We start from the raw sequence: 23,639 nt of genomic DNA, 5'->3' as shown, positions 1-23,639 counted from the left end.
GGCCAGGTTCGGGAGGCGCCTTGACGGACGGGGATGCCCCGCACTGGGCGGCGGCACAGGTCGCGGCGGTACGCGACTGCCCCGGGGACCGGTTGGCGCTCTTGGCGCGTACTTACCTCGGGCCGTTCGGTCGAGCTCCCCGTCATCTCCCCTTCCGGCGGGCCGCCGTGTCGTTCATGCGGTGGCAGGTCGAGCGCGGCGTGCTGAACCCGCCGGAGGCGGATGCTCCGGGAAGCCGCTGGTGGCGAGCCGTGAACGACCGGTTGCTCCGAGACGGCTGCGAGGCCGTGGCGCGCTCCGGCGGGATGACGGGCGAACTGTCGTCACCGGCGGTCAAGGTGTGGCTGGAGTTCGTCGCGGCACCGACGGCCCAGAACTGGTACCGAGCCCACAACGCGAGCATCGCCGCCGCCTACCTGGACCACCGTGATCTCGCGGTGGTGGAGTCCAGACCCGAGCGATTCTTCTTGAACGTCACCCTGCTGCGGGTTCTGTACACGCATGCGCTGGTCGCGGCGCCCCGGTTGTCCCTCGGCCGGTTCGCCATCCTGGGTCGCCTCGTCGGTGACCCACGGCTCGGGGCGTGGGGGCGTTCCTGTCGCTGGGGCGTGTGCTGCCCAGCCGGTACCCGCTGGACGACGACCTGATGACCTATGTCCTCGACGAGCACCGGCTCGGCCGGATGCTCGACTACGGTGTGATCCAACCACGCCTGCAGCGCCTGTACGAGTGGTCGGCGCTGGAACTCGACCTCCCCGGCCTGCGCGACCTCGTCCGCGACGGCAGCCCGGTCTACGCCTGGCCCTACGAGGACCGGGATGTCTGGACCGCCGGCGGCTCCCTTCCGGAACGAGTCCTCGGACGCGCCACGTCACCTCGCTGAGGCCGACGGGCGGACCCTGGTTCCAGAGTCGTCCATCTTTGCAGCGTCGGGGTCGGAGAGCCCTTGCCGGTCTCGATATGCATGGCGGGGCCGCTCACATAACCAACGGCGGGACGGGTGCCGCCGCGCCGCGAGTGTGTCGCCGCAGGGCAGGGGCGATGGTCAGCCGGCGAAGCCGAGGACGTGCAGGGCCTTGCGGTAGGCGACGCCGAGGGCGTCGAAGGGGCGGTGGACCTCGGTGGCGGCGAAGACCCTGGCGGGTTGCTGGGATTCGACGATCTTCTTGTCGGGTGCCCAGATTCTGTCTTCGACGGCCTGTAGGCCCAGTCCGTCGACCGGGCCGTCGCCGTAGACGGCCGGGTCGAAGGCGGCCATCCAGTACAGCCGCAGCGTCGTGGCCGACGTCGGTGCGCGCACGGAGAACAGCACGGTGCGCGGGCCGCTCGCGTCGCCGAGCCAGACCGCGAACGGCAGCTCGATCCGGTACTGGAAGAGCGTCTCGCCGACGGGGCGGCGCCCGTCCGGGCCCGGCTCGGCGACGGGGTTCACGCTCGGGTAGCGATAGTCCGCCTCCACCGTCCAGGCCGTGCGGCGCACCGGGTACGGCTCGACGGCGAGCGCCTCGCCATTGCCGAACGTGTCGGTGTGCAGGACCGAAAAATGCCCGATGGCGCAGAAGAAACATCAACAAGGGTGCATGACCCATCAGAGGCTTGCCGCCACCGTGGCTCCCAGCTCCCAGCAGGCTGCACGGGAGGCCTGGTCCACCGGCCCCGTGACGAGAACGGGAGGCAGGACCTGCTTCCGCTTCAAGCCCCTTGCGGTGGTCTCGACGCCCCGGACCGCGCCGCCCCGTCAGCGTAGGGGCGCGTCAACCGCGCCCCACGCGAGGCCATGCACCCGATTCTCGTCGAACGAGTTCGGATCTCTAGAGTTCGGACGCAGGATCCGCATTCCCAGGTGTGCAGGAGGATGCTGACGGTGACGGCGACACCAGCGCGTGACCGGTTGGCCAGGACGTTGCGCGGTGACGCAGAGCCCGCGTTCGGCGCGGCGCTGACGGCGAGGACGGATGACCTGAGTCTTGAGGTCGAGGGCGTCGGCCCCGTCGCGTTCCCGGTGCGGCCCGCGCAGGCCCGCGAGCTGCTCCGCCTCGGTCACCCTGCCCGTTTCGGCCGCGGCGAGGAGACGCTGACCGACCGCGGCGTCCGGGACACCTGGGAGATCCCGAAGGACCTTGTTCGCGCGAGGTGGGACGACGACGCGCTGAACGCCATCCTGACAACGGCGAAAGACGAGCTGGGCCTGCCGATCGCCGCCGAGCTGACGGCCGACCTTCATTCCCTTCTCGTGTATGAGCCGGGCCAGTTCTTCCGCGCCCATCAGGACAGCGAGAAGGACGACTCGATGATCGGCACCCTGGTGGTGACGCTGCCGTCCAGTTACACCGGCGGCGAGCTGGTGGTGCGCCATCTCGAGGAGAAGAAGATCTACCGGGGCTCGAAGACGGCGCTGTCACTGGTCGCCTTCTACGCCGACTGCCGGCACGAGGTCCTCGAGGTGCGGTCGGGGTACCGGATCGCGCTCACCTTCAACCTCCTGCTTGGCGGTGATACCGCCTTGCCGGAGGGCGACGAGGGAGCAGTCGCCGAGCTGGCCGCTTTCCTTGGCGAGCATTTCGGCACGCCCATGTCCAGCCGCTACGGCCCGCGCGCGGCCACCTCGCCAAGCCGGCTCGTCTACCTCCTCGACCACGAGTACACCCCCCGTGCGCTGGGCTGGAGCGGGCTGAAGGGGGCCGATGCCGCACGCGGGTCCCTGCTGCGGGCCGCGGCCGACCGGGCAGGGTGCGAAGCCTTCCTCGCGCTCGCCGACATCAAGACGACGCACAGCGCCTACGAGGCCGACGACGACTACGAGTACCGAGGCTGGTACTGGGATGGCGATTCCGATGATGACGAGGTCGAGGACTCGGGCGGCCCGGGCGACTACGAGATCCAGGAGCTGATCGACTCCGAGGTAGCCCTCACGCACTGGACCGGCCCGGACGGTACCCGACTGGAGAAGACCTCGCTCTTTGTGGGGAGCGACGAGGTATGCGCGTCCATCGAGACCAACGACTTCGAGCCCTACTCGTCGGAGTACGAGGGCTACATGGGCAACTGGGGAAACACGCTGGACCGCTGGTACCACCGGGCCGCGGTCGTCGTCTGGCCCCGGGAGCAGGCCTTCGCGAACCGCGCCGAAACCTCGCCGTCTTGGGCTCTCGACGAACTCGCCGTGATGGCGGTCTCCGGTGATCTCTCAGGCGCCCGGGCCGCCGCAGCGACGCTCCAGCCGTTCTGGGACAGCTCGCTGGGCGCCCGGACGCCGGACGACAAGGAGAGGATCTCCGGACTCTTCGGTAAGGCGCTGCGGGCGGCAAGCGTCGTGGCGGACCCGGCGACAGCCACGATGCTGCTGGCCCCGTTCCGCGCGGAAAGCCTGACCACTGGCGACATCGACGCATTCGGAAGGCTCGTCAGCGGTTACGGCCAGCTGTGGACCGCCGGGCTGCTGCGGACTTGGTTCGCGGCGCAGCCGGGGTGGGCATACGCCGGCGGACCGGAACGGCAGCGGTGGGTGGCGGACGAGCTCCCTGGTCTGTGCGCGGGGCTGCACGCCGCGCACAGGCCGGCGCCGCGGCGGCACGGCAGCTCCTCGACTTGGTATGGAAGTGGGCCGCCAAGGACATCGACACAACGCTCGCGTCGTCGTCCCCCGGCTGCCGCGACAAGGCACTCGCCGCCCTGGCCAGACCGCTCGCCTCCGTACTGACAGCCGCCGCCGCGATGACGGATATGGGCACTCGGGACGCGGTGGCCGGCCATCTCCGGCAGAAAGGCGATGCCGTCACCGGGCTGGAGATGCCGGCGCTGCGCGCCGCGGCGGAGCTGCCCCACGACGGCGCACACGGCGAGGCCGGCTTCACCGACCTGGCCGCCGACTGCGCGGCACGGCTGCGTGCCCGGCTGGCTCAACCGCCACGCGCGTCCGGTGACTGGTCGATGGAACCACCCGGGGGCGGCTGCTCCTGCGACCTGTGCGGCACCCTTCGGGCATTCCTGGCAGACCCGGACCGGCGCACGTTCGAGTGGCCGCTCGCAGAGAAACGCAGGCAGCACCTCCACTCCCGCATCGACGCCGCCGAACTACCCGTCAGCCACGTCACGAGGAGGCAGGGCCGCCCCTACACCCTCGTTCTCCGCAAGACCGACGCGCTGTTCACCGACGAGGCCGAGGCACGGGCCAGGGACCAGGAGAACCTGGAGTGGCTCGCGGCAGCATGGAATCTCGGCACTTGATCCTCTGACGGTCTGACCAGCGCGGGCCGGTAGCAGCGCAGGCACCCGCGTCAGTCAGCTTCTCGCGGCACGCTGGCGAACCGCTCGACGTAGCGATGCACCGCCCGGGCACCAGCTACGCCCCGCCCGCCGCTCGCCCAGGTGCTCGACAGCGAGCGCTATCCGCCGGCGAGCCGGGTCGGCACCGCCGCTGGCGAGGCTCGCGGCAGCGCGCGCAGTATCGCTTCGGCCTGGCCCGCGTTCTCGACGGTTTGGCCCTCCTCATCGAGCCCGCCAAGCCGCAGCAACCCGAAAACGCCTGATCCCGCTCCGCCGGCCGGATGTCGCTGGTCACCAATCGGCCATCAGCGATGCGGCAGCGGTGGCGCCGAGGTCCCAACAAGCTTGGCAGGCAGCGGCGTCGGCCTCGCCGACCATCGACAGCGGATCGCACAGGCGTCTCCCCCTTCAGCCCAGCCGATCGGCCACCGAGTGGTCCGATCCCGCTCAGGCGCACGGGCCGCGGGGTCGGGCACAATCTTCCCAGAGGAGGTGAGCATGCATCCGTTGATCGAGGCCAGGCGGGCGGAGATCCAAGGACTCTGCCGTCGGCTCGGCATCCGCCGCCTCGACCTCTTCGGCTCCGCGACCGGCGAAGCCTTCGACCTGGACAGCAGCGACGTCGACGTCCTCGTCGAGTTCGACGCGGACCGCGCCGGATTCGACTACTACGCCACCTACTTCGCCCTCAAGGAGGGACTCGAGCGCCTGCTGGGCCGCGCCGTTGACGTCGTCAGCGTGACCAGCATCCGCAACCCCTACTTCCGCGACCAGGTCATGCGCACCAGGCAGCCGCTGTATGCCGCCTGACCCGCGCAAGTATCTCTGGGACGCCGCGAACGCGGCCGAACTCGCCAGAGGCTTCGCCCACGGCCAGACCTTCGTCGACTATCGGGCGAACGCGATGCTCCGCGCCGCCGTCGAGCGCGAGTTCGAGATTATCGGCGAGGCGTTCAACCAGCTCTCCAAGGTCGCCCCTTACACCGTGCCGGCGACCTCAGTGACCGGACCCGTCGCGCTGAGATCGCGTTCGGGAGTATCTGCCCGGGCCGACGCGGGCCGCCGACGCGGCCGTGCGCCGTCAGGTGCGATTCCCTGCTCGGAGAACGACCCGGCTGCCGGATGACGCTGCCCGGCTACCGGCGGGAGCGCGTCGCGAGCCCGTCGCCGTGTGACAGCGACGATGGTCAGCCGGCGAAGCCGAGGTCGCGCAGGGCCTCGCGGTAGGCGACACCAAGACCATCGAAGGCGCGGTGGACCTCGGTCGCGGCGAACACCCGGGCCGGGCGCGTTCCTGAAGCCGACCGCCTTGCGGAGCGACAGCGCGAGTGTCGAGGTCAGCCCTCCACGTTCGCCAAGGAGACGGACCGCGTCGCCATTGTCCGCCGGCGGTCCCCAACACTGCGTCGCACAGATGTGCTGCGCGACGTCGACACAGGCCTCGATCGCTGTCACGAAGGTGTACTTCACCCGCGCAGCCAGATCGGGTCCGCGCGGCGCTCGTCGGCGGCGTCGACTCGGAGCGGAGCACGGACAGGTCGTCGGTGATCGCGCGGAGCAGGCGTGGCACCCGTGCTTCATCGACCACCGGCTACGCTCCGGCCCAGAAGAGCCGCGGCGAACTCCCGGTGCGCCCGAGTGATCCGCGGAAGTTCGTCGAAGTAGATCTTTCTAGTCATCGCCTCCCAGCGCACCCGCGCGGCCCGGTCGTCCTCGAAGAGCAGCCGCCCACCGGCCGCGACCCTGCCCGTGAGCTCGAGCGGTGCGTTGTCAAGGACGAGGATGTCCACGCCGGGTGGCAGAAGTAGGTCGAAGGAGTTTGGAGGCCGCCGCACGCCGAAGTAGGCGGCAAGGTCGATGTCCGATTCCGCCCGCTGACACCCAACGGCGCGACTGCCGTGCAGATAGGCGAACTGGGCGCCTGCCTGACGCAGCACGGCGACAGCCTCGCGCGTCACCTGGCCTGCCCGTGTCTCGTCTACGCCCCGATCTTCGCAGACGGAGCCAACGCGCGCGGCCCGACCTCGCGGCAGAGCGGATCGAGCCACCGGGTATGGATTCGGCCGAGATCAGCTCTGCTGGGACGGTCCGCACGGCCGGCACTGCTGTTGCGTTGGCAGCAAATGCCTGACGATGAGGCTACGGCGCCACCTCGCTGGCGAGGATCTCCTCCCTCCGCTCCGAGATGTCGTGCCGGCCGCTGCGTCCCGCGGCACGGGCACCGCGCACCCGCCGGCCGCCAGGCCCACCACCTCCAGGCTCACGAAGCTCGGCCAGACTCGCGGGAACGATCGCTATCAGCCGCCGGGCGGCGGGTGAGGCGGATCAGGAGGCCCTCGTAGGGGGCGAGGCTGACCTGGTCGGTAAGGGTCTGGTGGTCGCGGTGGCGGTCCGTGCCGATGAGCACCTCGCCGTCGGCCGTGTCCCGGGTGACAACAGCAGGTGCCGGCCCCAGGTTGACGACAGCGAGGAAGTCGCCGTCGCCACGTTCCCACGCAAGGACACCCTCGGGCGCGGGGACGAAGCGCATCGCGCCGGACACCAACTCGTGGTGACGGCGCCTGATCGTAATCAGGTCTCTGCAGAACGACAGCACCGAGCCGGGGGCGGCGCGCTGCTCGACGACGGTCGGCGCGTCGGCCCCCGGCACGGGCAGCCACGGCCGGGGCGACGACGTGAACCCGGCGCCCGGCCCCGGCGCCCACTGCATCGGTGTGCGGCTCCGGTCGCGTGGTGCCGCGGTCTCGGCCGTGTCCCTGCGGCCGGAGCCCGGGGTGTCCACGGCGTCGGTCATTCCGATCTCGTCGCCGTAGTAAAGGATCGGTGTCCCCCGCAGGGTCAGCAGCAGCAACAGCGCGCAGCGCGCGGCGGCCGGATCCCCGTGACACCAGCGCGTCGCCGCGCGGCCTTCGCCGTCGTGGGTCGACATCGCCCACGCGGGCCACGCCGACGGGGGCAGCGCCGCCACGGTCCGCTCGACCACGGCGCGTAGTGACCGCGCGGTGAAGTCGCAGCCCAGGAAGGGCAGGTTCCAGGCCAGCCCCAGTTCGTCGGAACCGTCACCGTAGTACGGGGCGAGGTCGTCGACCGACGGTACCCAGGTCTCGCCGAACAGGAGTCTCGGCGGCGTGTAGGAGTCGGCGATCCGCCGCCAGCCGCGGATGAAGCCGTGTGTCTCCGGCTGGGCTCCGCTGCGCAGGAACCGCTGGCCGAGCCGCCGTTCCAGGGGCGTGTCGCGGTCGCCGGCCGCTGGATTCGGCCTCAGCGTCCGGTCGTGTACCAGGGTCTGGAGGGCGTCGATCCGCATTCCGCTGATGCCGCGGTCGAACCAGAACCGCAGGATGCGCTCGAACTCCTCGGCGACCCGCGACGACCACCAGTTCAGTTTCGGCTGCTGCGGCAGGAAGGTGTGAAGATAGTATTCGCCGGTCCGCTCGTCGAGGGTCCAGGCGGGCTGGCCGAAGTAGCCGAGCCAGTTGTTGGGCGGCGCTCCATCGGTGCCCGGCGTCCGCCACACGTAGTATTCCCGGAACGGGGAGCCGCGGTCGGACCGCGCGGCCCGGAACCACGGGTGCTCGTCGCTGGTGTGGCTCGGAACCAGGTCGAGGACCAGGCGGATTCTCCGCTGGCCAGCGGCCTCGACGAGCAGATCCAGGTCGGCCAGGGTCCCGAGGTCCGGGTGCACGGCCGTGTAGTCCGCGATGTCATAGCCCCAGTCGCGGTTCGGCGACGGCATGATCGGATTGAGCCAGATGGCGTCGACGCCGAGCCAGGCGAGATGGTCGAGCCGCTCGACGACGCCGGACAGGTCACCATGGCCGTCCCCGTTCGTGTCGCGCCACGAACGGGGATAAATGTTGTAGACGACCGCGTCCCGCCACCATTCTCGCCCAGAGGTGTCGCGGCTCGGGTCAGAATTCATGGCGACGGTAATACGCGACGAGCTCAGACCGCTGGAACAGGACCTCGCTGACAGTGGCGGCGTACATCGGCCGGACAATACCGAAGGTCGCGCCCTCGACGGCAAGGAGCACAACAGCGGGCGAGTCGCGGTCGATCCACCTGAGCACGTCGTCGAACTCCCGGTGGAGATAGCGCGCGGCGGCATAGGTCGCCTCGGCCCGGCAGCCGAAAATACCGATGACCCAGCCCTGCGGGCACGCCGGGTTGGGCAGCCGCGCGATCACGCCGATGGCGCGCTCGACGGTCACGCCGAGAATCAGCTCGTCCGGGAGCCTGACCGCGACTCGGTAGGTGTCCAGGGTGAGGGCCGGCCGGTCCCCGGTGATGTACGGCCCGTCCGGTCCGGCGGTCGCGTTGATCGCCTCAGCCAACGCCGCGTTGACGAACGGCGAGCCGATGCACACGGCGCTCGGGTTGGCGGCCCACTGGCCGAGCACGTCGCTGTCCGCAACCAGCCGGCTCGACGGTAGGCGATGCTCCCGCAGCAGCTCTACAACCTCCTGGGAGGCCTGGTAGTCGTCGAGATGCAGGACGTTCCCATAGATCGGGAGCCTGGCCTGGCGCCCGTCCGGAAGAACCTTGAGCGCGGTCGTCTGCTCGGTCGTGGCGTCGAAGTTCGACCTGCCCAGGGGGTGCAGCACCTGGAGGACGACGCTGGCGCCGCGAGCGGAGACGTCGACGCCGAAGAACCGGCGGGCCCTCCGGTGCAGGATCCTGGTCCGGACCAGCCAGATTCCGCGGCTGAAGGCCAGACCGATCAGAAAGACGACGCCCTGCTGCCACAGGAAGTCAACCTGCATCCGGCGCCTCCGCCCGTAGCAACGACTCGTAGCCGGCGCCCATGCGCTCCTGGCTGAAACGCTCGCGCGCATACTCCCTGCACGTGGCTCGGTCGAGGCCTGCCACGTCCAGCAGCGCCGCGTCGATGTCCTTCTCGTCGTCGACGACGAAGCCGGTCACCCCGTCGGCGACGACCTCCTCCGCGGCTCCCCTACGCAGCGCCACCACGGGTGTCCCGCAGGCCATCGCCTCGACGGCCGCGAGCCCGAAGGGCTCGTTCCAGCGCGACGGGTGGACGAGCGCGAGTGCCCCGCTCAGGAACTCTCCCTTGTCCGCCGCGCTCACCTCCCCCACGAGCTCGACCCCGCCGCGCCGGACCAGCGGCTCGACAACGGCCGCGAACCAGTCGCGGTTGCCCTTGTCGAGTTTCGCTCCGATGCGCAGCGGGATACCCACCCGCTGGGCCGCGCGGATGGCGATGTCGACGCCCTTGTCGGGCGAGAATCGGCCCAGGAACACCAGGTACTGGCCAGCCGAGCCGCTGAACGGCAGAGCGTCGACGTCCACGCCGTTGTACACGTTGCCGACGAAACGCAGCCGGGGCGCCAAGCGCTGCTGCGACCGACTGACCGAGATGTAACGCGCCGCCGGGTAGCTCGCGAAGATATCCCGATACAGCGGCGTGTCGACGGGGTAGTGGATGGTGGTCAACGTCGGGATTCCCGGGGCCGCGTGGTCAAGGTAGCGCCAGGTGTGGCACAACACCGCGTCGGGTCGCTCGTCCGCGATGGCCGCTGCCGCCGCCCGCGCGGCGGTCGTCTTCGCCGCTCCGTAGGAGGCGCTGTCCCGGTCCTGGTGGGGAGCCCCGAGCGGAGCGGAGACCAGTTCCACGAGGCGCCCCGCCGCGCGCGACCCGCCGCTGGCGAGCAGCACCACGTCGTGGCCACGCCGGGTCAGGTCCTCGTCCAGGAGATGGACGACCTGTTCGACGCCGCCATAGGCGGCCGGCGGCACCGCCTCCTCGACCGGAGCGACCAGGGCGATCTTCACCGGTCCGCCGCGGAGTCGGGAACGCCGGCGACGGCGCCGGCCTGGGTCACGACCCGCTGGTAGACAGCCGCCGTGCGGTCCGCGATCTGGTCCCAACGGTAGTGCCTGACGGCCCTGGCCCGGCCGGCCTCGGCGAGGTCGCGCCGCAGCCTCTCGTCGCCGAGGAGCCGGACGACGGTGCCCGCAAGGCCCGCCGGGTCGCGCGGCGTGACCAGGAGGCCGCACCTGCCGTGCGCGACCGTCTCCACCAGGCCGCCGACCGCCGACACGACGACGGGCACCCCGCAGGCCATCGCCTCCAGCGGCGCGATGCCAAACGGCTCATACCAGGGAACGGCGACGAACACGTCGGCCGACCGCATGAGCGGCGCCACGTCGCGGTGGCGCACGGGTCCCCGGAAGTCGACACGGTCCGCGACGCCGAGTCGGTCGGCGAGCGCGCGCAGCACGGCAATGCCGGGATCCCTGTCCGACTCGCCGCCCGCCACGACCAGTTCGGCGTCCGGAACCAGCGCGAGCGCGCGCACCGCGTCGCCGACGCCCTTGCGCTCCACGAGCCGCGAAACCGTCAGCAGACGTGGCCGGCGGCGCGGCTCCGCCGGCCTGCCCGGCCGGAACAGCTCCGTGTCGACGCCGCACGGGATCACCCGGGTCAGCCTCGGCCGCGCGCCGAGGCCACTCAGCTCGCGCAGTTCGGCGCGGCTGGTCGCGACGACGGCCGCCACGTCGCCGGCGAGCCGCGCCTCCGCGTCGGCGCGTTCGCCGAGGCCCGGGCTGTTCGGCTGGAACCGCTGCTTGACGTTCGCGAGCGCGTGAAACGTCTGTACCACCGGGATGGCGAGCGGCCGAGCGGCGGCCGACGCGGCCAGCCCTGACATCCAGAAATGCGCGTGGACCACGTCAGGTGGCCTGGCGCGCCACCGGCTGGCGAGCCCCGCGGCGAAGGCCCGCATGTGCGGCAGGAGCTCGTCGCGGGGGACGTGCCGCGCTGGCCCTGCGTCGACGAACTCGACAACGCCGCCGCCGAGGGAAACGCGCGCGGGCCGTGCGGGCGCCGTCCGACGGGTGTAGACGGTGACTTCGGCGCCGAGCCGGGCAAGCCCACGGGCGAGGGCCGCGACGTGGATGTTCTGACCGCCGGCTTCGGGCGCGCCGGGCGACACCAGGGGGCTCCCGTGCTCGGATACGAGCGCCACACGCATCACCACGGACCCGCCGCGTCGCCGACCATGGACCCCAGTATTCCGGGCGGCACGAACGCCGCGCCCCGCGTCGGCGGATCGGCCCCGCAAGCTACCCGAAAGGGTCACGCGCGGGGCTCCGGTCCTCGTCGGCCTCGAGTACCGGGTAGTAGATCTGGTCGCAGCGCGACGCCGAACCCCGGCCATGAAGAGTAGCTCTTGGCACCATCTCCGGTCCGACCCCGCACGCCACCGATCTACCGCTCCATATCACCGCGCAGGGCCGCGATGAACCAGGTCCAGGTAGGGCCGCGGCGGCGGTGGCGCCCAGCTCCCAGCAAGCCTCCCGGTCTTTGGCGTCCAGCGTGCCGATCACCGTGACGGGCTCACGCAGGCGCTTCCACTTCAGGCCGGTGGCGATCGTCTCGACGCCGCGGACCGCGCCAGTGGTGTCGGAGTTGCCGTGGACGTACAGGGCGTACGGCCGACCGACGCTCGCTTCCAAGCAGGGGTAGTACGCCTGGTCGAAGAAGTGCTTGAGCGTGCCGCTTGTGTAGCGGATGTTGGCCCGGGTGTCGACCGCCTCGTCGACCAGACAGACCCCCTTACACCGTGCCGGCGACCTCAGTGACCGGACCCGTCGCGCTGAGATCGCGTTCGGGAGTATCTGCCCGGGCCGACGCGGGCCGCCGACGCGGCCGTGCGCCGTCAGGTGCGATTCCCTGCTCGGAGAACGACCCGGCTGCCGGATGACGCTGCCCGGCTACCGGCGGGAGCGCGTCGCGAGCCCGTCGCCGTGTGACAGCGACGATGGTCAGCCGGCGAAGCCGAGGTCGCGCAGGGCCTCGCGGTAGGCGACACCAAGACCATCGAAGGCGCGGTGGACCTCGGTCGCGGCGAACACCCGGGCCGGGCGCTGCGACTCGACAATCGCCTTGTCGGGTGCCCAGATCAGATCCTCGACGGCCTGCAGGCCGATGCCGTCGACCGGCTCGTCGCCGTGGACGGCCGGGTCGAACGCACTCATCCAGAACAGCCGCAGCGTCGTCGCGGACGTCGGTGCGCTGACCGAGAACATCACTGAGCCGGGGCCGTTGGCGCCACCGAGCCAGACGGCGAACGGCAGCTCGATGCGGTACTGGAAGAACGTCTCGCCCACCGGGCGACGACCGTCCGGGCCCGGTTCGGCGACCGGGTTGACGCTGGGGTAGCGGTAGTCGGCCTCGATCGTCCACGCGGTGCGCCGGACCGCGTACGGCTCGACCGCCAGCGCCTCCGCGTTGCCGAACGTGTCCGTGTGCAGGACCGAAAAGTGCCCGATGTCGCAGAAGTTCTCGACCTGGCGGGCGGCCTGGCCGTTCCAGTCCTGGACCGTGCCGACGTAGTGCGGCCAGCCCAGGTCCTCGATCTCCGGGAAACGTGGCCGCGGCCGCGCCTCGTCCTCCTCGTCGACGAGGCAGGCCCAGACGAGTCCGGCCGCCTCGGCGACGCGTACCGGCTGGGCGGCGATGATGTCCGGGATGCGCTGGCCGGGCTGCTGGGGGATGTCGACGCACCGGCCGGCGCCGTCGAACCCCCAGGAGTGGTAGGGGCAGCGCAGCCGGCCGTCGGCGTCGACCTCGCCGCCGGACAGCGGCACGCTCCGGTGCGGGCACTGGTCCACCAGCGCGGCCACGGCGCCCGCGCCGGCCGTGCTCGCCGTGCCGGGCTCGCCGGACGCGGCGGCCGGGCCGGACGCGGGCCGGCGCCACAGGACCAGCTCGACGCCGAGCAGCACGGCGTGCACGGGGGCCGCGCCGACGTCCGACGACCGGGCCACGGGGTGCCAGTACCGCGCCGACGCCGCGAGGAACGCCGCGTCGAGCGCCGCACCCTGGTCGGGGCGCTGGGTGGCAGCGGCGGCGGCGACGAGGGCGGCGGGGGCGGCGGAGTCGACGACGGTCACCACCGGACCGTAGGCCGGGGGCATTGCGGGCATGTTGCCTGCGCGCAAGCGAACGGGCGCCCGCGGACCGGGCCGTTCGGCCCGGCGGTGACCGCCCCCCACGGTTTTGTCGGACCCGGGGTGCATCATCGGGCTATGACGCAGGGCACCTCTGGACCTACCGGCACACAGGTTGCCGGCACAGAGCCTGTCGGCACGCTCGTGGCCGGCACGCCGGTGGGGAGCCGCGCGGAGCTCGAGGAGCGGATGGCCGGCCACCGCGGCGAGCTCACCGGCTACTGCTACCGAATGCTCGGCTCCCCGTTCGAGGCGGAGGACGCCGTGCAGGAGACGATGATCCGGGCCTGGCGCAGCCTGGACCGGTTCGAGGGTCGCGCGTCGCTGCGGACCTGGCTGTACCGGATCGCGACCAACGTCTGCTCGGACCATGCCGCCGGCAGGGCACGGCGGGCCCGGCCGATCGACCTCACCGGTCCGTCGGGCCCGGCGGACGCGCTGCCCGCGCCGCTGCCCGAGGCGACCTGGATCGTGCCGGCGCCCGACGCGGCGGTGTTCTCCGGTGGTGCGGTTGGCGCCGGCGGCCCGGCCGACCCGGCGGAGCTGGCCGTCGCGCGCGAGTCGGTGCGGCTCGCGCTCGTCGTCGCGCTGCAGCGGCTCGCGCCGCGCCAGCGGGCCGTGCTGATCCTGCGCGAGGTGCTCGGCTGGTCGGCGGCGGAGACCGCGGAGCTGCTCGACACCACCGTCGCCTCGGTCAACAGCGCCCTGCAGCGAGCCCGCGCCACCCTCGCGGCCTCGCCCGCCGCCGAGACCGACCAACTGCGCCCCTCGGACGAGGAGCAGCGTTCGCTGCTGGCCCGCTATGTCGCCGCGTTCGAGAGCTATGACATGGACGCGCTCACCGCGCTGCTGCACGAGGACGCGACGATGACCATGCCGCCGCTGGAGCTCTGGCTGCGCGGGCCGGTCGACATCGCCGAGTTCATGCTCGGGACGGGCTCCGTCTGTCGGGACTCCCGGCTGGTGCCGACCGTCGCGAACGGGAGCCCCGCCTTCGGCCAGTACCACCTGCTGCCGCCGGGCGAGGCCGAGCAGCACGCGGCGGTTCACGCGGCGGTCACTGGGGCGGAGGTCTCCCCAGTGCCGGACGGCATGGGCGAGGGCAGCTACGTCCCGTGGTCGCTGATCGTGCTCGAGCTCTCAGAAGGAAAGATCGTCGGGGTCAACCACTTCCTGGACACCGACCGGCTGTTCCCGCTGTTCGGCCTCCCGCCCTTCCTGGAGGGCTGAGCCGGCGGCGACGGGCCCGGCTGGCGCGCCGTCCGCGTCCAGCACGCCGGCCAGGCCCGTCAGCTCCAGCACGAGCGCCAGCCTCGGCTGGACCCCGTCCAGCTGGAAACCGCGGCCCAGCCGGCGGGCGGTGAGCCGCAGCCGCGCGAGGACGCTGACGGTCGCCAGCGTCGGGGTGCGCACGGCGGTGACGTCGCAGACCACCGTCCGCGCCCACGGGGCGGCGACCAGGGCCGCGCTGAGGGACTTGCAGAGTTCCCCGGTGGCGCGCCGGTCCGCGGCGGGGTCGAACCGCCACCGGAGCTCGTCCGCCGGGGGAGCGGCGGTGGCCGCCGGCCGGGGTGTTCCCGCCGGCTGGGCCCCGCCCGCCAGTTCCTCGCACGTGCCCACGCATCGGCCTCCGGATCCCTGGGACACCGACAGTCGCGGCGGCCTGACGTACTGACTGCCCGGCGGGCCGCGACTCATCGCGGCCGTCTCCCGAGACCGCGGTGGCCGCCCGAGAGACCGCCCGAGCGGGCCGGCCGAGTGGGCCGGCCGGACGGCGGGTGGCCCGGGGTTGGTCAACCGGCGGCGGACGGGGAAGGCTCCGAGGAGGCAACAGTGAAGTGGCAGCGACGAAGGCGGTGAGCGCGATGACCGTGACGAAGACCAAGACCTGGACCGTGGACGTACAGCTGATCGAGGACGAGGGCAGGACCCGGGCCGAGGCCCGGCTGCACGGAAACGACGCGGTACAGCTGGGCAAGCTCGGGACCGGCGAGGAGATACGTGCCGTAGGCCTGGCCCGTTGCCACCCGCACGACGCCGACGTGCCGACGATCGGCGACGAGGTCGCGGCCTCGCGGGCCCTGTCGGACCTAGCGCACCAGCTGCTCGACACCGCGGCCCGCAACATCGAGTCCCGCACCGGCAAGCGGGCGATCGTCCAGCCCTAGAAACCAACGCCATGGAGTTCTCACAATGCGGCAGCGACCGACGTGAGAGCCGCGCCCTGGTAGCCGACCAGCCAGATCGCCGCTTCGACGCGTATTGGGCCAGGCTCGTGGTTGGGCTCCGCGCCGCGGAGACAATCCGGGCCTTCCCGGTCATGACCACGTGCCGGCCCCAATACCGGGCTATCTCCCGCCCGGCATCTGACGTGTCCGGCGAGACCGGCCTAGGTCAGGTGCGGACGGGCAGTCCCACGCGGTCGGGGACGACGCGGTCAATGCCGTCGAGGAGGCGCTCCGCGGGTTCCGGCCACCAGCGGCCGGCGGGCAGGGCCACGAGGGCACGGCGTAGCTCGCGGGCGTCCGAACGGACCGGTACCACCCGCGCCGGCGCGGCGGCGGCGAGCACACCGAGGTACCAGTGCCTTCGGGTCGGCGGCCAGCCGTCCGGATCGAGCAGCACCAGGCTGTCGGGCATATCGACCTCGCCGCGGCGGAACCGGGCGACGGCCGCGCTCACGGCGACCTCCAGGTCGCCCACCTGGCCGGCCTCGTCGTAGCGGGCGACCCAGGCGGCGGCGACCTCGGCGAGCGGGTCCGCGTCGTGCACCACGTAGGGCGTGGCGACGGCGCGGCACTCCTGCCAGGCCGCCGCGGCCCGCGCGCCGGGCGGCAGCGTGTCGTCAGGGAGCACGACGGTCACGTTCGTTGCGCTGGCCAGCGGGGCCACGACCGAGCGGGTGATCTTGTCCGGCGCGGCCGCCGGGTCCGGCCCGACGACGCAGACCACAGTCGAGGAAAGCCGATGCACACCGCGACGCTACGCCGCGGCGGCGCCTCAACGGGAGGTCTGTCCGCTGACCTGGCCAGATCGCGCGCGGGTCGCGATGTTCCGGCCCGCGATGTTCCGGCCGGCGACGAGCGACACGTCCGCCGCGCCGAGCAGCCCGGGTCCCGCCGCGCAGACGGTGGGGATCGCGTTGACGGCGCGCATCGCGGTCGCGGTCAGGCCGTTGTCGGACTCCGGCGGGTCGAAGACGAGCTCGCACCGCATGGTGGGACTGCCGATGATCTCCACGCGGTAGGTGAGGGTGTCGCCGGCGGTGCCGTGCGGCCATTGCGGCGCGACGTCGTCGGCCATGCGGTTGACGTGCTCAAGGACGACGAGGGGCCGGCCGTCGAGCATTCCGCGCACCTCGAACCGGACCCCGGCCGTGCTGCCGGCCGGCAACGTGCCTATCGCCGTGTCCAGGTCGCGGTCGAGCACGGCGCGTTCGTAGTCGGTCTCGATCGCGTCGAGCCGCACCTGGAGCACGTCGGCGATCGCGTCGACCACGCCCCGCCAGGCGCCGGTGAGGATCGCCGGGTCGGCCAGGAAGCAGCCGAAGTCCGTCGCCTCGCCGAACCCGAACGCGTACCGCATGGTGTCGGCGGCCGGGTAGTCGGAGTAGTCCGCGATCTCCTGGATCCTGATCGACCTGATCTCATCGCAGGCCGTCAGCAGGGCCATCGGCAGAATGTCGCTGGCGAAGCCGGGCTCGATGCCGGTCGCGAAGAACGACGCCCCGCCGGTCGTCGCGGCGGCGGCCAGCGGGTCCCGCAGGGCAGGCTCGGCGGTAGGCGGATGCGTGAGCCCGGCGAAGGACGTGGTCACCACGTTCGTACCGGCCGAGAGGAAGGGCGCCACGTCGGCGATACCGGCGCCGTCACGCGCCACCGGGCCGAAGTAGGCGAGACAGTCCGCGCCCGACGCGGCGAGGGCGGCCGCGTCATCGGTGGCGGTCACGCCGGTGGTTCCCGGCAGGCCGCACAGCGCGGCGGCGTCCTGACCGACCTTGTCCGCTGAGTGGACGTAGAGGCCCACCAGTTCCAGGCCGGGATGGTTGATGATGCCCCGAAGACCGAGGCGCCCGGTCGGACCGGTGCCCCAGTGCACGACCCTGATCGTCACGTATCGCAACTTCCGCATAACTTCTGCATATTGCATATATTATGCGCCTCCGGGGGGAGGGGCAACGGGCGGGGACGCGAGGTCGTCCTTCGGCCGCACCCCTCCGGATGGCGCCGGTCCGGCGGCGCCGACAATGCCACCAGATCATGGCCCGGCCCATGATCTGGTGGGATACCCGGGGTCTGGTGTGGACACACGCCGTACTGGCCGGTAGCTCCGTCCCACAGGTCACACATGGTTTCCGGCTGTCTGTGTGCCCACATGCTGCAGAAGTCGGGTAGCACTTTTCAGGCCGAGTTTCTCCTAGTCCAGAGGCACTTTCGCTCGTCTAGCGCCCCGACACGCCGCGAGCCTCATGAAGAGTCAGGATTAGGGTTGTGGTCGTTCATGAACCGCTCGACTGATAAGAGGAGACAGTCATGAACGATGCATCAGCAAACCGCAGCGGGCCGACGTCGTCGACCTCCGGGTGCTGCGCGGCGGGCTCAGTCTCGTCGTCGACGCCGGCGGCGGCCAGCGTCATTAACCCACCGAGCCTGCCCGCGGCCGTCGACCGGGCCACCTTCCAGGCCGAACTGGACAGGCTGCGGGATCGGGAGAAGGCGCACACCCGGGAAGGCGACGCGATCGCCGCGGCCCGGCGGCGTCTACCCATGGTCGAGGTAGACGCCAACCTCGCACTGGCCGGGCCCCACGGGCCACTCACCATGCTCGAAGCGTTCGAAGGGCGCCGACAGCTCATCGCCTACTACTTCATGTGGAACCCCGGTCGACCTGCGCCCGAGCAGTGCGAAGGCTGCACGTGGGTCACCACCCAGGTCGCGGAGCTGTCCTACCTTCATTCGCGCGACATCACCTACGCGGTCTTGTGTCAGGGTCCCTACGACGAAAGCATCCGCTACCGCGACTTCATGGGCTGGGACATGCCGTGGTACTCAGCACAGGCCTCCCTCGACGCGCTCTTCGCCGGGCGCCAAGTTGGCCTGTTTCACCTGATGTGCTACCTACGGGACGGCGACCGCGTCTTCGAGACCTACTGGACGAGCCGCCGCGGCGCAGAGGTGATGGACTACAGCTACGCGCTCATGGACCTCACCGTGTACGGACGCCAGGAGCCGTGGGAGGACTCGCCCCCCGCCTGGCCACAACAGTGCACCTACACGCGGACTAGCAGTGGCTCGCCCACTTGGCAACCAGTGTGGCCAGGCGGACGCCCCATCGCCCAGTGGTCGCGACTAGAAGATGGACGCTCTGACGACCTCACTGTTGGGTCCTGATCGACAATTACACACCGGGCGAGCGCCTGCGCGAGCCCCCAATGGCTGTCGCAGAAAATCTGTATCCCTTCGAGGCGTGGATGCGATCCAGGCCAGGGCGATGGTCAGCGGCGTCGTCACCTACCGCGACGGCGAGCCGACGGGTGCGCTCCCAGGAAGGCTGGTGCGCAATCCCGCTACCGTCACCTGACGTGGCCGAACGCCGAGCAGACCCCGAAGTCGGAGCGGACCTCGAAGCCAGCGCCAGCGGGGTCGAGCCGGCGTCGCCTGGCAGGCGCGGCCGCCCGCGCAAGGTGACGGTCGATGACATCATCGACGCCGCCCTCGAGATCGGGCTCGACCAGGTGACCATCCGTAAGGTGGCCGACGCGCTCGGCATGACCGTGCCGGGCGTCTCTTACCACGTGCGGACCCGCGAGGAGCTCCTCGCGCTGGTCATGGCTCGGGCCGTCGACACGTTGTACGCGCCTGGCCCTGAGCCGGCCGCGTCGTTCGAGGAGACGGTCACGCGGTTCACCGAGGGCCTGTTCGCGTGGTTCCGCGAGCATCCGATCCTGGTCATGCAGGTCGCGCAGGGCCGCATCCTGGAAGAGAACGTCGAACGGCATCTCGGGCGGCTGCTGCGGGCCGCGGGCCCGACCGAGACGGACCGGGCCCGAGCCCTGGACGTCGTGTCCCAGGTGACGGCCGCCGTCATCGGCGCGGCCGTCCTCGAGGCGGCGCAGGACTCGCGTCGGCCGGCTGGAGGCGCGGCCGGGGACTCCGCCGGGAACGCCGGGAACGCCGGGAACGCCGGGAACGGAAGCCGCCGCGTCCGGACCACTACGCGACGGTTCGGACCGTGCTTACGGCGCTGCTGTGACCTGCCCCGGCGCGGCCCGGCCCTGGGTGATCCGACCCTGGACGGTCTCCGTGGGACGGACCTGGCAAGGCACCCCGGCGCGGCGCGTACCAACACGGCGGTGAGTTACACCGGAAAGCTCCGATGGGGGAGGGCCTTTGGAGGAGGGCCTTAGGCGGGACGGGCGCCGGTGGCCGCGGCGAAGCGCTCGACCTCGTCGGTGCGGCCGGTCACGATGATCAGGTCGTCGTGGCCGAGGACCGTGTCGGCCACGACGTGGGTGAACTCGGTTCCGGGGCGCTTCACCCCGACGACCGTCACGCCGAACCGGGTGCGGGGCCTGACGACGTCCATCGTCGCCCCGCAGATCGACCCGGGAGCGCGCAGCTTCGCGACCGCGAACCCCTTGTCGAACTCGACGAAGTCGATGAGCCGCCCGGAGAGCAGGTGCGCGACCCGCTCGCCGGCGTCGCGCTCGGGGTAGACGACATGCGACGCGCCGATGCGTTCCAGGATCCGGCCGTGCTGGCGGGTGATCGCCTTCGCCCAGACCTCCGGGACGCCCAGGTCGAGCAGGGTTCCGGTGGCCAGCAGGCTCGCCTCGATATCAACGCCGATCGAGACCACGGCCCGGTCGAAGCCGTCGGCGCCCAGCTGGCGCAGCGCCGCCTCGCTGGTCGCGTCCGCCTCGACGACGTGGGACAGCGTCCCCGACCACTCCTGGACGAGGTCGCGGTCCGTGTCGACGGCGACGACGTCGTGCCCGAGCCGCTGCAACGACTCGGCGAGTGTGCTGCCGAACCGGCCCAGCCCGATGACCAGTACCGCGTTCGGGTGCATGTCCCGGCCCACGCCAGCCCCGCCTCCCCTCTTGCCGTCACACGACCCGCGCACAGGTCCGGTCAGCCGACGATCGGCCGTTCCTCGGGCAGCCGGTACAGCCGGCGCCGTTCCCGCAGCGCCAGCGCCGACGCCAGCGTAATCGGGCCGATTCGGCCTATCAGCATCAGAGCGATCAGGACGTACTGGTCAAAGGCCGGCAGCCCGCCAGTGATCCCGGTGGACAGCCCCACGGTGCCGAAGGCCGATGTCACCTCGAACAGGGTCTGGTCGAGGGTGTGGTGGCTGGAGATGAGCAGGCACAGCGTCCCGGCGACGACGAGCGCGACCCCCAGCAGCGCCACCGCGATCGCCTGGCGCAGCGCCGCCGGCGACACCTGCCGGCCGAACGCGTCGACGGTGTCGTCGCCGCGCGCCTCGGCGACGATCGCGAAGAACAGGATCAGGAACGTCGTCACCTTGATGCCGCCGGCGGTGCTTGCGCTGCCACCACCGATGAACATGAGGATGTCGGTGACGACCAGCGTCGCCGGCTGGGCCGCGCCGTAGTCGAACGTGTTGAACCCGGCGGTGCGGGCCGTGACGCTGCCGAAGAACCCGCCGAGCAGCTTGTCGCCGGCGCCGAGCGGGCCGAGGGTCGCCGGGTTGCGCCATTCCAGCGCGAGAACGGCGGCGGCCCCGCCGACGAGCAGGACTCCGTAGCCCAGCAGCGTCACCTTGGTGTGCATCGACCAGAGCCGGGGCTTGCGCAGCTCATGGCGCAGCTCGAACAACACCGGGAACCCCAGCCCGCCGAGAATCGCGGCCAGCCCGATCGTCATCACGACCACCGGGTCGTCGGCGAAGGACACCAGGTTGTCGCTGTACAGCGCGTAGCCAGCGTTGTTGAACCCGGTGACCGCGTGGAAGACGCCGTGGTAGGCGGCGCGTCCCGCTGGCAGCCCATGCCCCAGCCACAGCCGGGCGAACAGCACCAGCGCCGCGGCGCCCTCGATCGCCAGCGTGATCAGGGCGACCCCTCGGACTACCCGCCGGACGTCGCCGATCCCGACCGACTGGGTCTCGGTGGCGGCAAGCAGCCGGATCCGTACGCCGAGCCGGCGCGACACCAGCAGGCCCAGCAGCGACGCCGTCGTCATGAACCCCAGCCCGCCCAGCTGGACCGCGAACATGATCACGACCTCGCCGAACGTCGACCAGTGGGTGGGGGTGTCGACGTTCGCGAGCGCCCCGCAGCTCGCGCCGGTCGCGGTGAACAGCGCCTGCAGGAACGTCGTGTGCTGCCCGGGCTCGGCCGACAGCGGCAGGCGCAGCAGCAGCGTGATCACGCCGACGGTCGTCAGGAACGCCGCCGCCGTGAGCTTCAGCGGATGGCCGAGACGCGTCGCGAGCACCTGCCCAAGCCGACGTCCTCGCCGCCGCCGCGGCTCCGGCGTCACCAGCGACGACTCGTCGCCGCCCACGCGGGGGGCGGGAGGAACCCAGGCGGGTGCCAGGCGGTCGACCGGACGGCGTGGGATGTCCGGTGGCCGCGCGCCGGGCGACTGGTCGTTGGGCAGCCGGTTGTCGGGCAGGTGGTCGTCGGGCAGGTGGTCGTCGGTGGGTCCCGGCGGCGGCCCGCTCACCGTCACCCCAGCTCCTCACGCCCGCGCCACGCCTGCCTGGCCCCTCGCATCCTGCCAGGCCGCCAGAACCTGGCATCGTCGTCCTATGTCCGCTGATTCGGCCGCCTACAACCACGCGGTGGTCGTGGACGTCTTCGGCGACCTGAGCGCCGATGCCCTGCGCGGCGCGCTCGCGGAGGTGACCGCGCGCCACGAGGCGCTGCGTACCCTCGTCGAGGTCGCCGACGGCCGCCCGCACCCGCGGGTCGTCCCCACCGCGGCGCCCACGATCGAATGGGCCGACACGACCGATCTCGCGCGGATGGACGGGCTGGACGGCCAAGGCATGACCTACGCGGTCCGGAGCAGGGTTGGCCGTCCGTTCGACCTGGCCGGCGAGTGGCCACCCCGGATGACGGTCTTCCGGATCGATGGCGGCTACCACCGGATACTCCTGGTGCTGCAGCGGGTCTCCGCGGACGGGCGGTCCGACGCGCCGCTGCTCGCCGAGCTCGCGGCGGCCTACGCCGTGCGTGCCGCGCCGGGCGACGCGGTCAGCTGGTCCACTCGCGGAGTTGCTCGATGAGCGCCAGTCGAGAACGGTGGTCGCCGGCGAGCGGGGTGACGGTGAGGGTGGTCGCGCCGGCCTCGGCATAGGCGGCGAGGCGCTCGCGGACGTGGCCCTCGGGGCCGATCAGGGCGTTGGCGCGCAGCAGCTCTTCGGGGACCGCGGCCTCGGCTTCCTTCTTCTTCCCGGCGAGGTAGAGGTCCTGGATGAGCGCTGCCTCCTTCTCGTAGCCGTAGCGCTGAGCGAGGCTGTTGTAGAAGTTGCGGCCCTTGGCGCCCATCCCGCCGATGTAGAGCGCGAACATCGGCCGCATCAGGTCGAGCAGTTCCTCGGTGCCCTCACCGATGGCCAGCGGCGCGCCGACGACGACGTCGAGCGGGCCGAGCGCCGGGTCGCGCCGCGCCCCGCCCGCGGCGAGCGGCGCGCCCCAGACGTCACGCGCCCGCTCCGGGTGGAAGAAGAACGGCTGCCAGCCCTCGGCGAGCTCCGCGGCCAGTTCCACGTTCTTCGGGCCGATAGCGGCGATGAAGATCGGGATGCGTTCGCGTACCGGATGGTTGATGAGCTTCAGCGGCTTCCCGAGGCCGGTACCCTGGTCGGCCGGCAGCGGCAGTGTGTAGTGCTTCCCCTGGTACTCGACCCGCTCGCGGCGCCAAACCGCCCGGCAGATCTCGATGATCTCGCGGGTGCGGCCCAGGGGAGCGTCGTAGGGGACACCGTGGAAGCCCTCGATGACCTGCGGGCCGGAGGAGCCAAGCCCGAGGGTGAACCGGCCGCCGGAGACGTAGTCCAGCCCCGCGGCCGTCATCGCGGTCAGCGTCGGCGTGCGGGTGTAGATCGGCAGGATGCCGGAGGCGAGCTGGACACGCTCGGTCCGCGCGGCGAGGAAGCCGAGCTGGCTCACCGCGTCGAACGAGTACGCCTCGGGCACGAAGACGATGTCCAGCCCGGCCTTCTCGTAGTCACCGAGTTCCGCGGCCGTCTCGGTGAACCCGCCGCTGTAGGCCAGCTGCATCCCGATCCGCATCCGCCCCGCCTCCCGCCCTCGCCGCCGCACGCCGTGCGCCCCACGTCGTGTCGTTGGTCACCGTACCGGCCAGGCCCGGCGCCATCTTGGGGTGAAGCCCCGCAGGAACGCCATGAAGTAGGCGAAG

At 71.6% G+C, this 23,639-nt stretch carries 23 protein-coding genes and 3 pseudogenes; 11 read left to right on the top strand and 15 right to left on the bottom strand.

The genetic code is table 11. The annotated features are described in order from the left end of the window. Positions 1 to 647: pseudogene (locus QOZ89_RS42685) on the top strand (hypothetical protein); the annotation flags it as partial. Beyond that, positions 647 to 883, top strand: coding sequence for a hypothetical protein (locus QOZ89_RS48500; RefSeq protein ID WP_312628659.1), 237 nt, complete (start codon positions 647 to 649; stop codon positions 881 to 883). The pseudogene QOZ89_RS42685 and the gene QOZ89_RS48500, both read left to right, overlap by 1 nt. Before the next feature lie 162 nt (positions 884 to 1,045). On the opposite strand, the gene QOZ89_RS42675 is transcribed toward QOZ89_RS48500, so the two are convergent. Continuing rightward, positions 1,046 to 1,552 (bottom strand): (2Fe-2S)-binding protein, encoded by a 507-nt coding sequence (locus tag QOZ89_RS42675; protein WP_312628669.1) that lies wholly within the window; start codon positions 1,550 to 1,552, stop codon positions 1,046 to 1,048. A 312-nt stretch (positions 1,553 to 1,864) separates the two neighbouring features. On the opposite strand from QOZ89_RS42675, the gene QOZ89_RS42670 reads away from it, so the two are divergent. The 4 genes from QOZ89_RS42670 (at position 1,865) to QOZ89_RS42655 (ending at position 5,392) form a co-directional block, all read left to right on the top strand. Beyond that, the gene (locus tag QOZ89_RS42670; protein WP_241842476.1) at positions 1,865 to 3,700 is read left to right on the top strand and encodes a 2OG-Fe(II) oxygenase; all 1,836 of its coding nucleotides are present in this window, start codon (positions 1,865 to 1,867) and stop codon (positions 3,698 to 3,700) included. 23 nt (positions 3,701 to 3,723) lie between these two features. Then, positions 3,724 to 4,227 carry a hypothetical protein gene (locus QOZ89_RS42665; protein ID WP_241842477.1) on the top strand — a complete coding sequence of 168 codons (504 nt, stop codon included), beginning with the start codon at positions 3,724 to 3,726 and terminating at the stop codon, positions 4,225 to 4,227. Positions 4,228 to 4,764: 537 nt separating this feature from the next. Beyond that, positions 4,765 to 5,076 carry a nucleotidyltransferase family protein gene (locus QOZ89_RS42660; RefSeq protein ID WP_071054978.1) on the top strand — a complete coding sequence of 104 codons (312 nt, stop codon included), beginning with the start codon at positions 4,765 to 4,767 and terminating at the stop codon, positions 5,074 to 5,076. Next, a complete protein-coding gene (locus tag QOZ89_RS42655; protein ID WP_241842478.1) occupies positions 5,066 to 5,392 on the top strand; it encodes a HepT-like ribonuclease domain-containing protein in 327 nt (108 codons plus the stop codon). Before QOZ89_RS42660 ends, QOZ89_RS42655 begins: the two co-directional genes overlap by 11 nt. 224 nt (positions 5,393 to 5,616) lie before the next feature. Here the strand turns inward: QOZ89_RS42655 and QOZ89_RS42650 are convergent. The 8 genes and pseudogenes from QOZ89_RS42650 to QOZ89_RS42615 form a co-directional block, all read right to left on the bottom strand. Beyond that, positions 5,617 to 5,847 (bottom strand): annotated as a pseudogene (locus QOZ89_RS42650) (hypothetical protein); the annotation flags it as partial. Continuing rightward, positions 5,844 to 6,224: a nucleotidyltransferase domain-containing protein gene (locus tag QOZ89_RS42645; protein ID WP_071054980.1), complete on the bottom strand. Its 381-nt coding sequence runs from the start codon at positions 6,222 to 6,224 to the stop codon at positions 5,844 to 5,846. The pseudogene QOZ89_RS42650 and the gene QOZ89_RS42645, both read right to left, overlap by 4 nt. A 302-nt stretch (positions 6,225 to 6,526) precedes the next feature. Next, positions 6,527 to 8,188 carry an alpha-amylase family glycosyl hydrolase gene (locus QOZ89_RS42640; protein ID WP_312629882.1) on the bottom strand — a complete coding sequence of 554 codons (1,662 nt, stop codon included), beginning with the start codon at positions 8,186 to 8,188 and terminating at the stop codon, positions 6,527 to 6,529. Beyond that, complete coding sequence (locus QOZ89_RS42635) at positions 8,178 to 9,029, bottom strand: hypothetical protein (RefSeq protein WP_071054986.1); 852 nt, start codon at positions 9,027 to 9,029, stop codon at positions 8,178 to 8,180. The genes QOZ89_RS42640 and QOZ89_RS42635 overlap by 11 nt, the downstream gene beginning before the upstream one ends. Next, positions 9,019 to 10,059, bottom strand: a complete 1,041-nt coding sequence (locus tag QOZ89_RS42630; protein WP_071054989.1) for a glycosyltransferase family 4 protein — start codon at positions 10,057 to 10,059, stop codon at positions 9,019 to 9,021. Before QOZ89_RS42630 ends, QOZ89_RS42635 begins: the two co-directional genes overlap by 11 nt. Further along, positions 10,056 to 11,261, bottom strand: a complete 1,206-nt coding sequence (locus tag QOZ89_RS42625; protein WP_071055126.1) for a glycosyltransferase — start codon at positions 11,259 to 11,261, stop codon at positions 10,056 to 10,058. Before QOZ89_RS42625 ends, QOZ89_RS42630 begins: the two co-directional genes overlap by 4 nt. A 283-nt stretch (positions 11,262 to 11,544) precedes the next feature. Beyond that, positions 11,545 to 11,814, bottom strand: a pseudogene (locus tag QOZ89_RS42620) (flavodoxin family protein); the annotation flags it as partial. Positions 11,815 to 12,054: 240 nt separating this feature from the next. Then, positions 12,055 to 13,218, bottom strand: a complete 1,164-nt coding sequence (locus tag QOZ89_RS42615; RefSeq protein ID WP_241842479.1) for a Rieske 2Fe-2S domain-containing protein — start codon at positions 13,216 to 13,218, stop codon at positions 12,055 to 12,057. Positions 13,219 to 13,320: 102 nt separating this feature from the next. Here QOZ89_RS42615 and QOZ89_RS42610 point away from each other — a divergent pair, with 102 nt between their 5' ends. After that, positions 13,321 to 14,472: a sigma-70 family RNA polymerase sigma factor gene (locus QOZ89_RS42610; protein WP_241842480.1), complete on the top strand. Its 1,152-nt coding sequence runs from the start codon at positions 13,321 to 13,323 to the stop codon at positions 14,470 to 14,472. Here the strand turns inward: QOZ89_RS42610 and QOZ89_RS42605 are convergent. Then, complete coding sequence (locus QOZ89_RS42605) at positions 14,383 to 14,862, bottom strand: STAS domain-containing protein (RefSeq protein WP_312629879.1); 480 nt, start codon at positions 14,860 to 14,862, stop codon at positions 14,383 to 14,385. The genes QOZ89_RS42610 and QOZ89_RS42605 overlap by 90 nt on opposite strands. 245 nt (positions 14,863 to 15,107) lie before the next feature. On the opposite strand from QOZ89_RS42605, the gene QOZ89_RS42600 reads away from it, so the two are divergent. Further along, positions 15,108 to 15,410: a DUF1876 domain-containing protein gene (locus QOZ89_RS42600; RefSeq protein ID WP_071055132.1), complete on the top strand. Its 303-nt coding sequence runs from the start codon at positions 15,108 to 15,110 to the stop codon at positions 15,408 to 15,410. A gap of 226 nt (positions 15,411 to 15,636) precedes the next feature. On the opposite strand, the gene QOZ89_RS42595 is transcribed toward QOZ89_RS42600, so the two are convergent. Further along, the gene (locus QOZ89_RS42595; RefSeq protein ID WP_241842481.1) at positions 15,637 to 16,215 is read right to left on the bottom strand and encodes a hypothetical protein; all 579 of its coding nucleotides are present in this window, start codon (positions 16,213 to 16,215) and stop codon (positions 15,637 to 15,639) included. Positions 16,216 to 16,242: 27 nt separating this feature from the next. Then, positions 16,243 to 17,373, bottom strand: coding sequence for an NAD(P)H-dependent amine dehydrogenase family protein (locus QOZ89_RS42590; protein ID WP_312629876.1), 1,131 nt, complete (start codon positions 17,371 to 17,373; stop codon positions 16,243 to 16,245). Between the two features lie 401 nt (positions 17,374 to 17,774). On the opposite strand from QOZ89_RS42590, the gene QOZ89_RS42585 reads away from it, so the two are divergent. Both QOZ89_RS42585 and QOZ89_RS42580 read left to right on the top strand, forming a co-directional pair. After that, the gene (locus QOZ89_RS42585; protein ID WP_083420183.1) at positions 17,775 to 18,632 is read left to right on the top strand and encodes a DUF899 family protein; all 858 of its coding nucleotides are present in this window, start codon (positions 17,775 to 17,777) and stop codon (positions 18,630 to 18,632) included. A 191-nt stretch (positions 18,633 to 18,823) separates the two neighbouring features. Beyond that, positions 18,824 to 19,648, top strand: a complete 825-nt coding sequence (locus tag QOZ89_RS42580) for a TetR/AcrR family transcriptional regulator (RefSeq protein ID WP_312629874.1) — start codon at positions 18,824 to 18,826, stop codon at positions 19,646 to 19,648. On the opposite strand, the gene QOZ89_RS42575 is transcribed toward QOZ89_RS42580, so the two are convergent. Then, positions 19,645 to 20,325, bottom strand: a complete 681-nt coding sequence (locus QOZ89_RS42575) for a potassium channel family protein (RefSeq protein WP_198543667.1) — start codon at positions 20,323 to 20,325, stop codon at positions 19,645 to 19,647. The genes QOZ89_RS42580 and QOZ89_RS42575 overlap by 4 nt on opposite strands. 50 nt (positions 20,326 to 20,375) lie before the next feature. Further along, complete coding sequence (locus QOZ89_RS42570) at positions 20,376 to 21,944, bottom strand: TrkH family potassium uptake protein (RefSeq protein ID WP_241842482.1); 1,569 nt, start codon at positions 21,942 to 21,944, stop codon at positions 20,376 to 20,378. On the opposite strand from QOZ89_RS42570, the gene QOZ89_RS42565 reads away from it, so the two are divergent. Then, entirely contained in the window at positions 21,832 to 22,503 is a 672-nt protein-coding gene (locus QOZ89_RS42565) for a condensation domain-containing protein (protein WP_083420184.1), read from the top strand. The genes QOZ89_RS42570 and QOZ89_RS42565 overlap by 113 nt on opposite strands. Here QOZ89_RS42565 and QOZ89_RS42560 read toward each other — a convergent pair. Next, the gene (locus QOZ89_RS42560; RefSeq protein WP_071055001.1) at positions 22,472 to 23,512 is read right to left on the bottom strand and encodes an LLM class F420-dependent oxidoreductase; all 1,041 of its coding nucleotides are present in this window, start codon (positions 23,510 to 23,512) and stop codon (positions 22,472 to 22,474) included. The two genes, QOZ89_RS42565 and QOZ89_RS42560, sit on opposite strands and share 32 nt — an antisense overlap. Positions 23,513 to 23,639: the final 127 nt, after the last annotated feature.

The organism is Pseudofrankia coriaricola (assembly GCF_032027725.1).
Lineage (GTDB): Bacteria > Actinomycetota > Actinomycetes > Frankiales > Frankiaceae > Pseudofrankia.
This window is presented reverse-complemented; position numbering and strand designations above follow the sequence as displayed.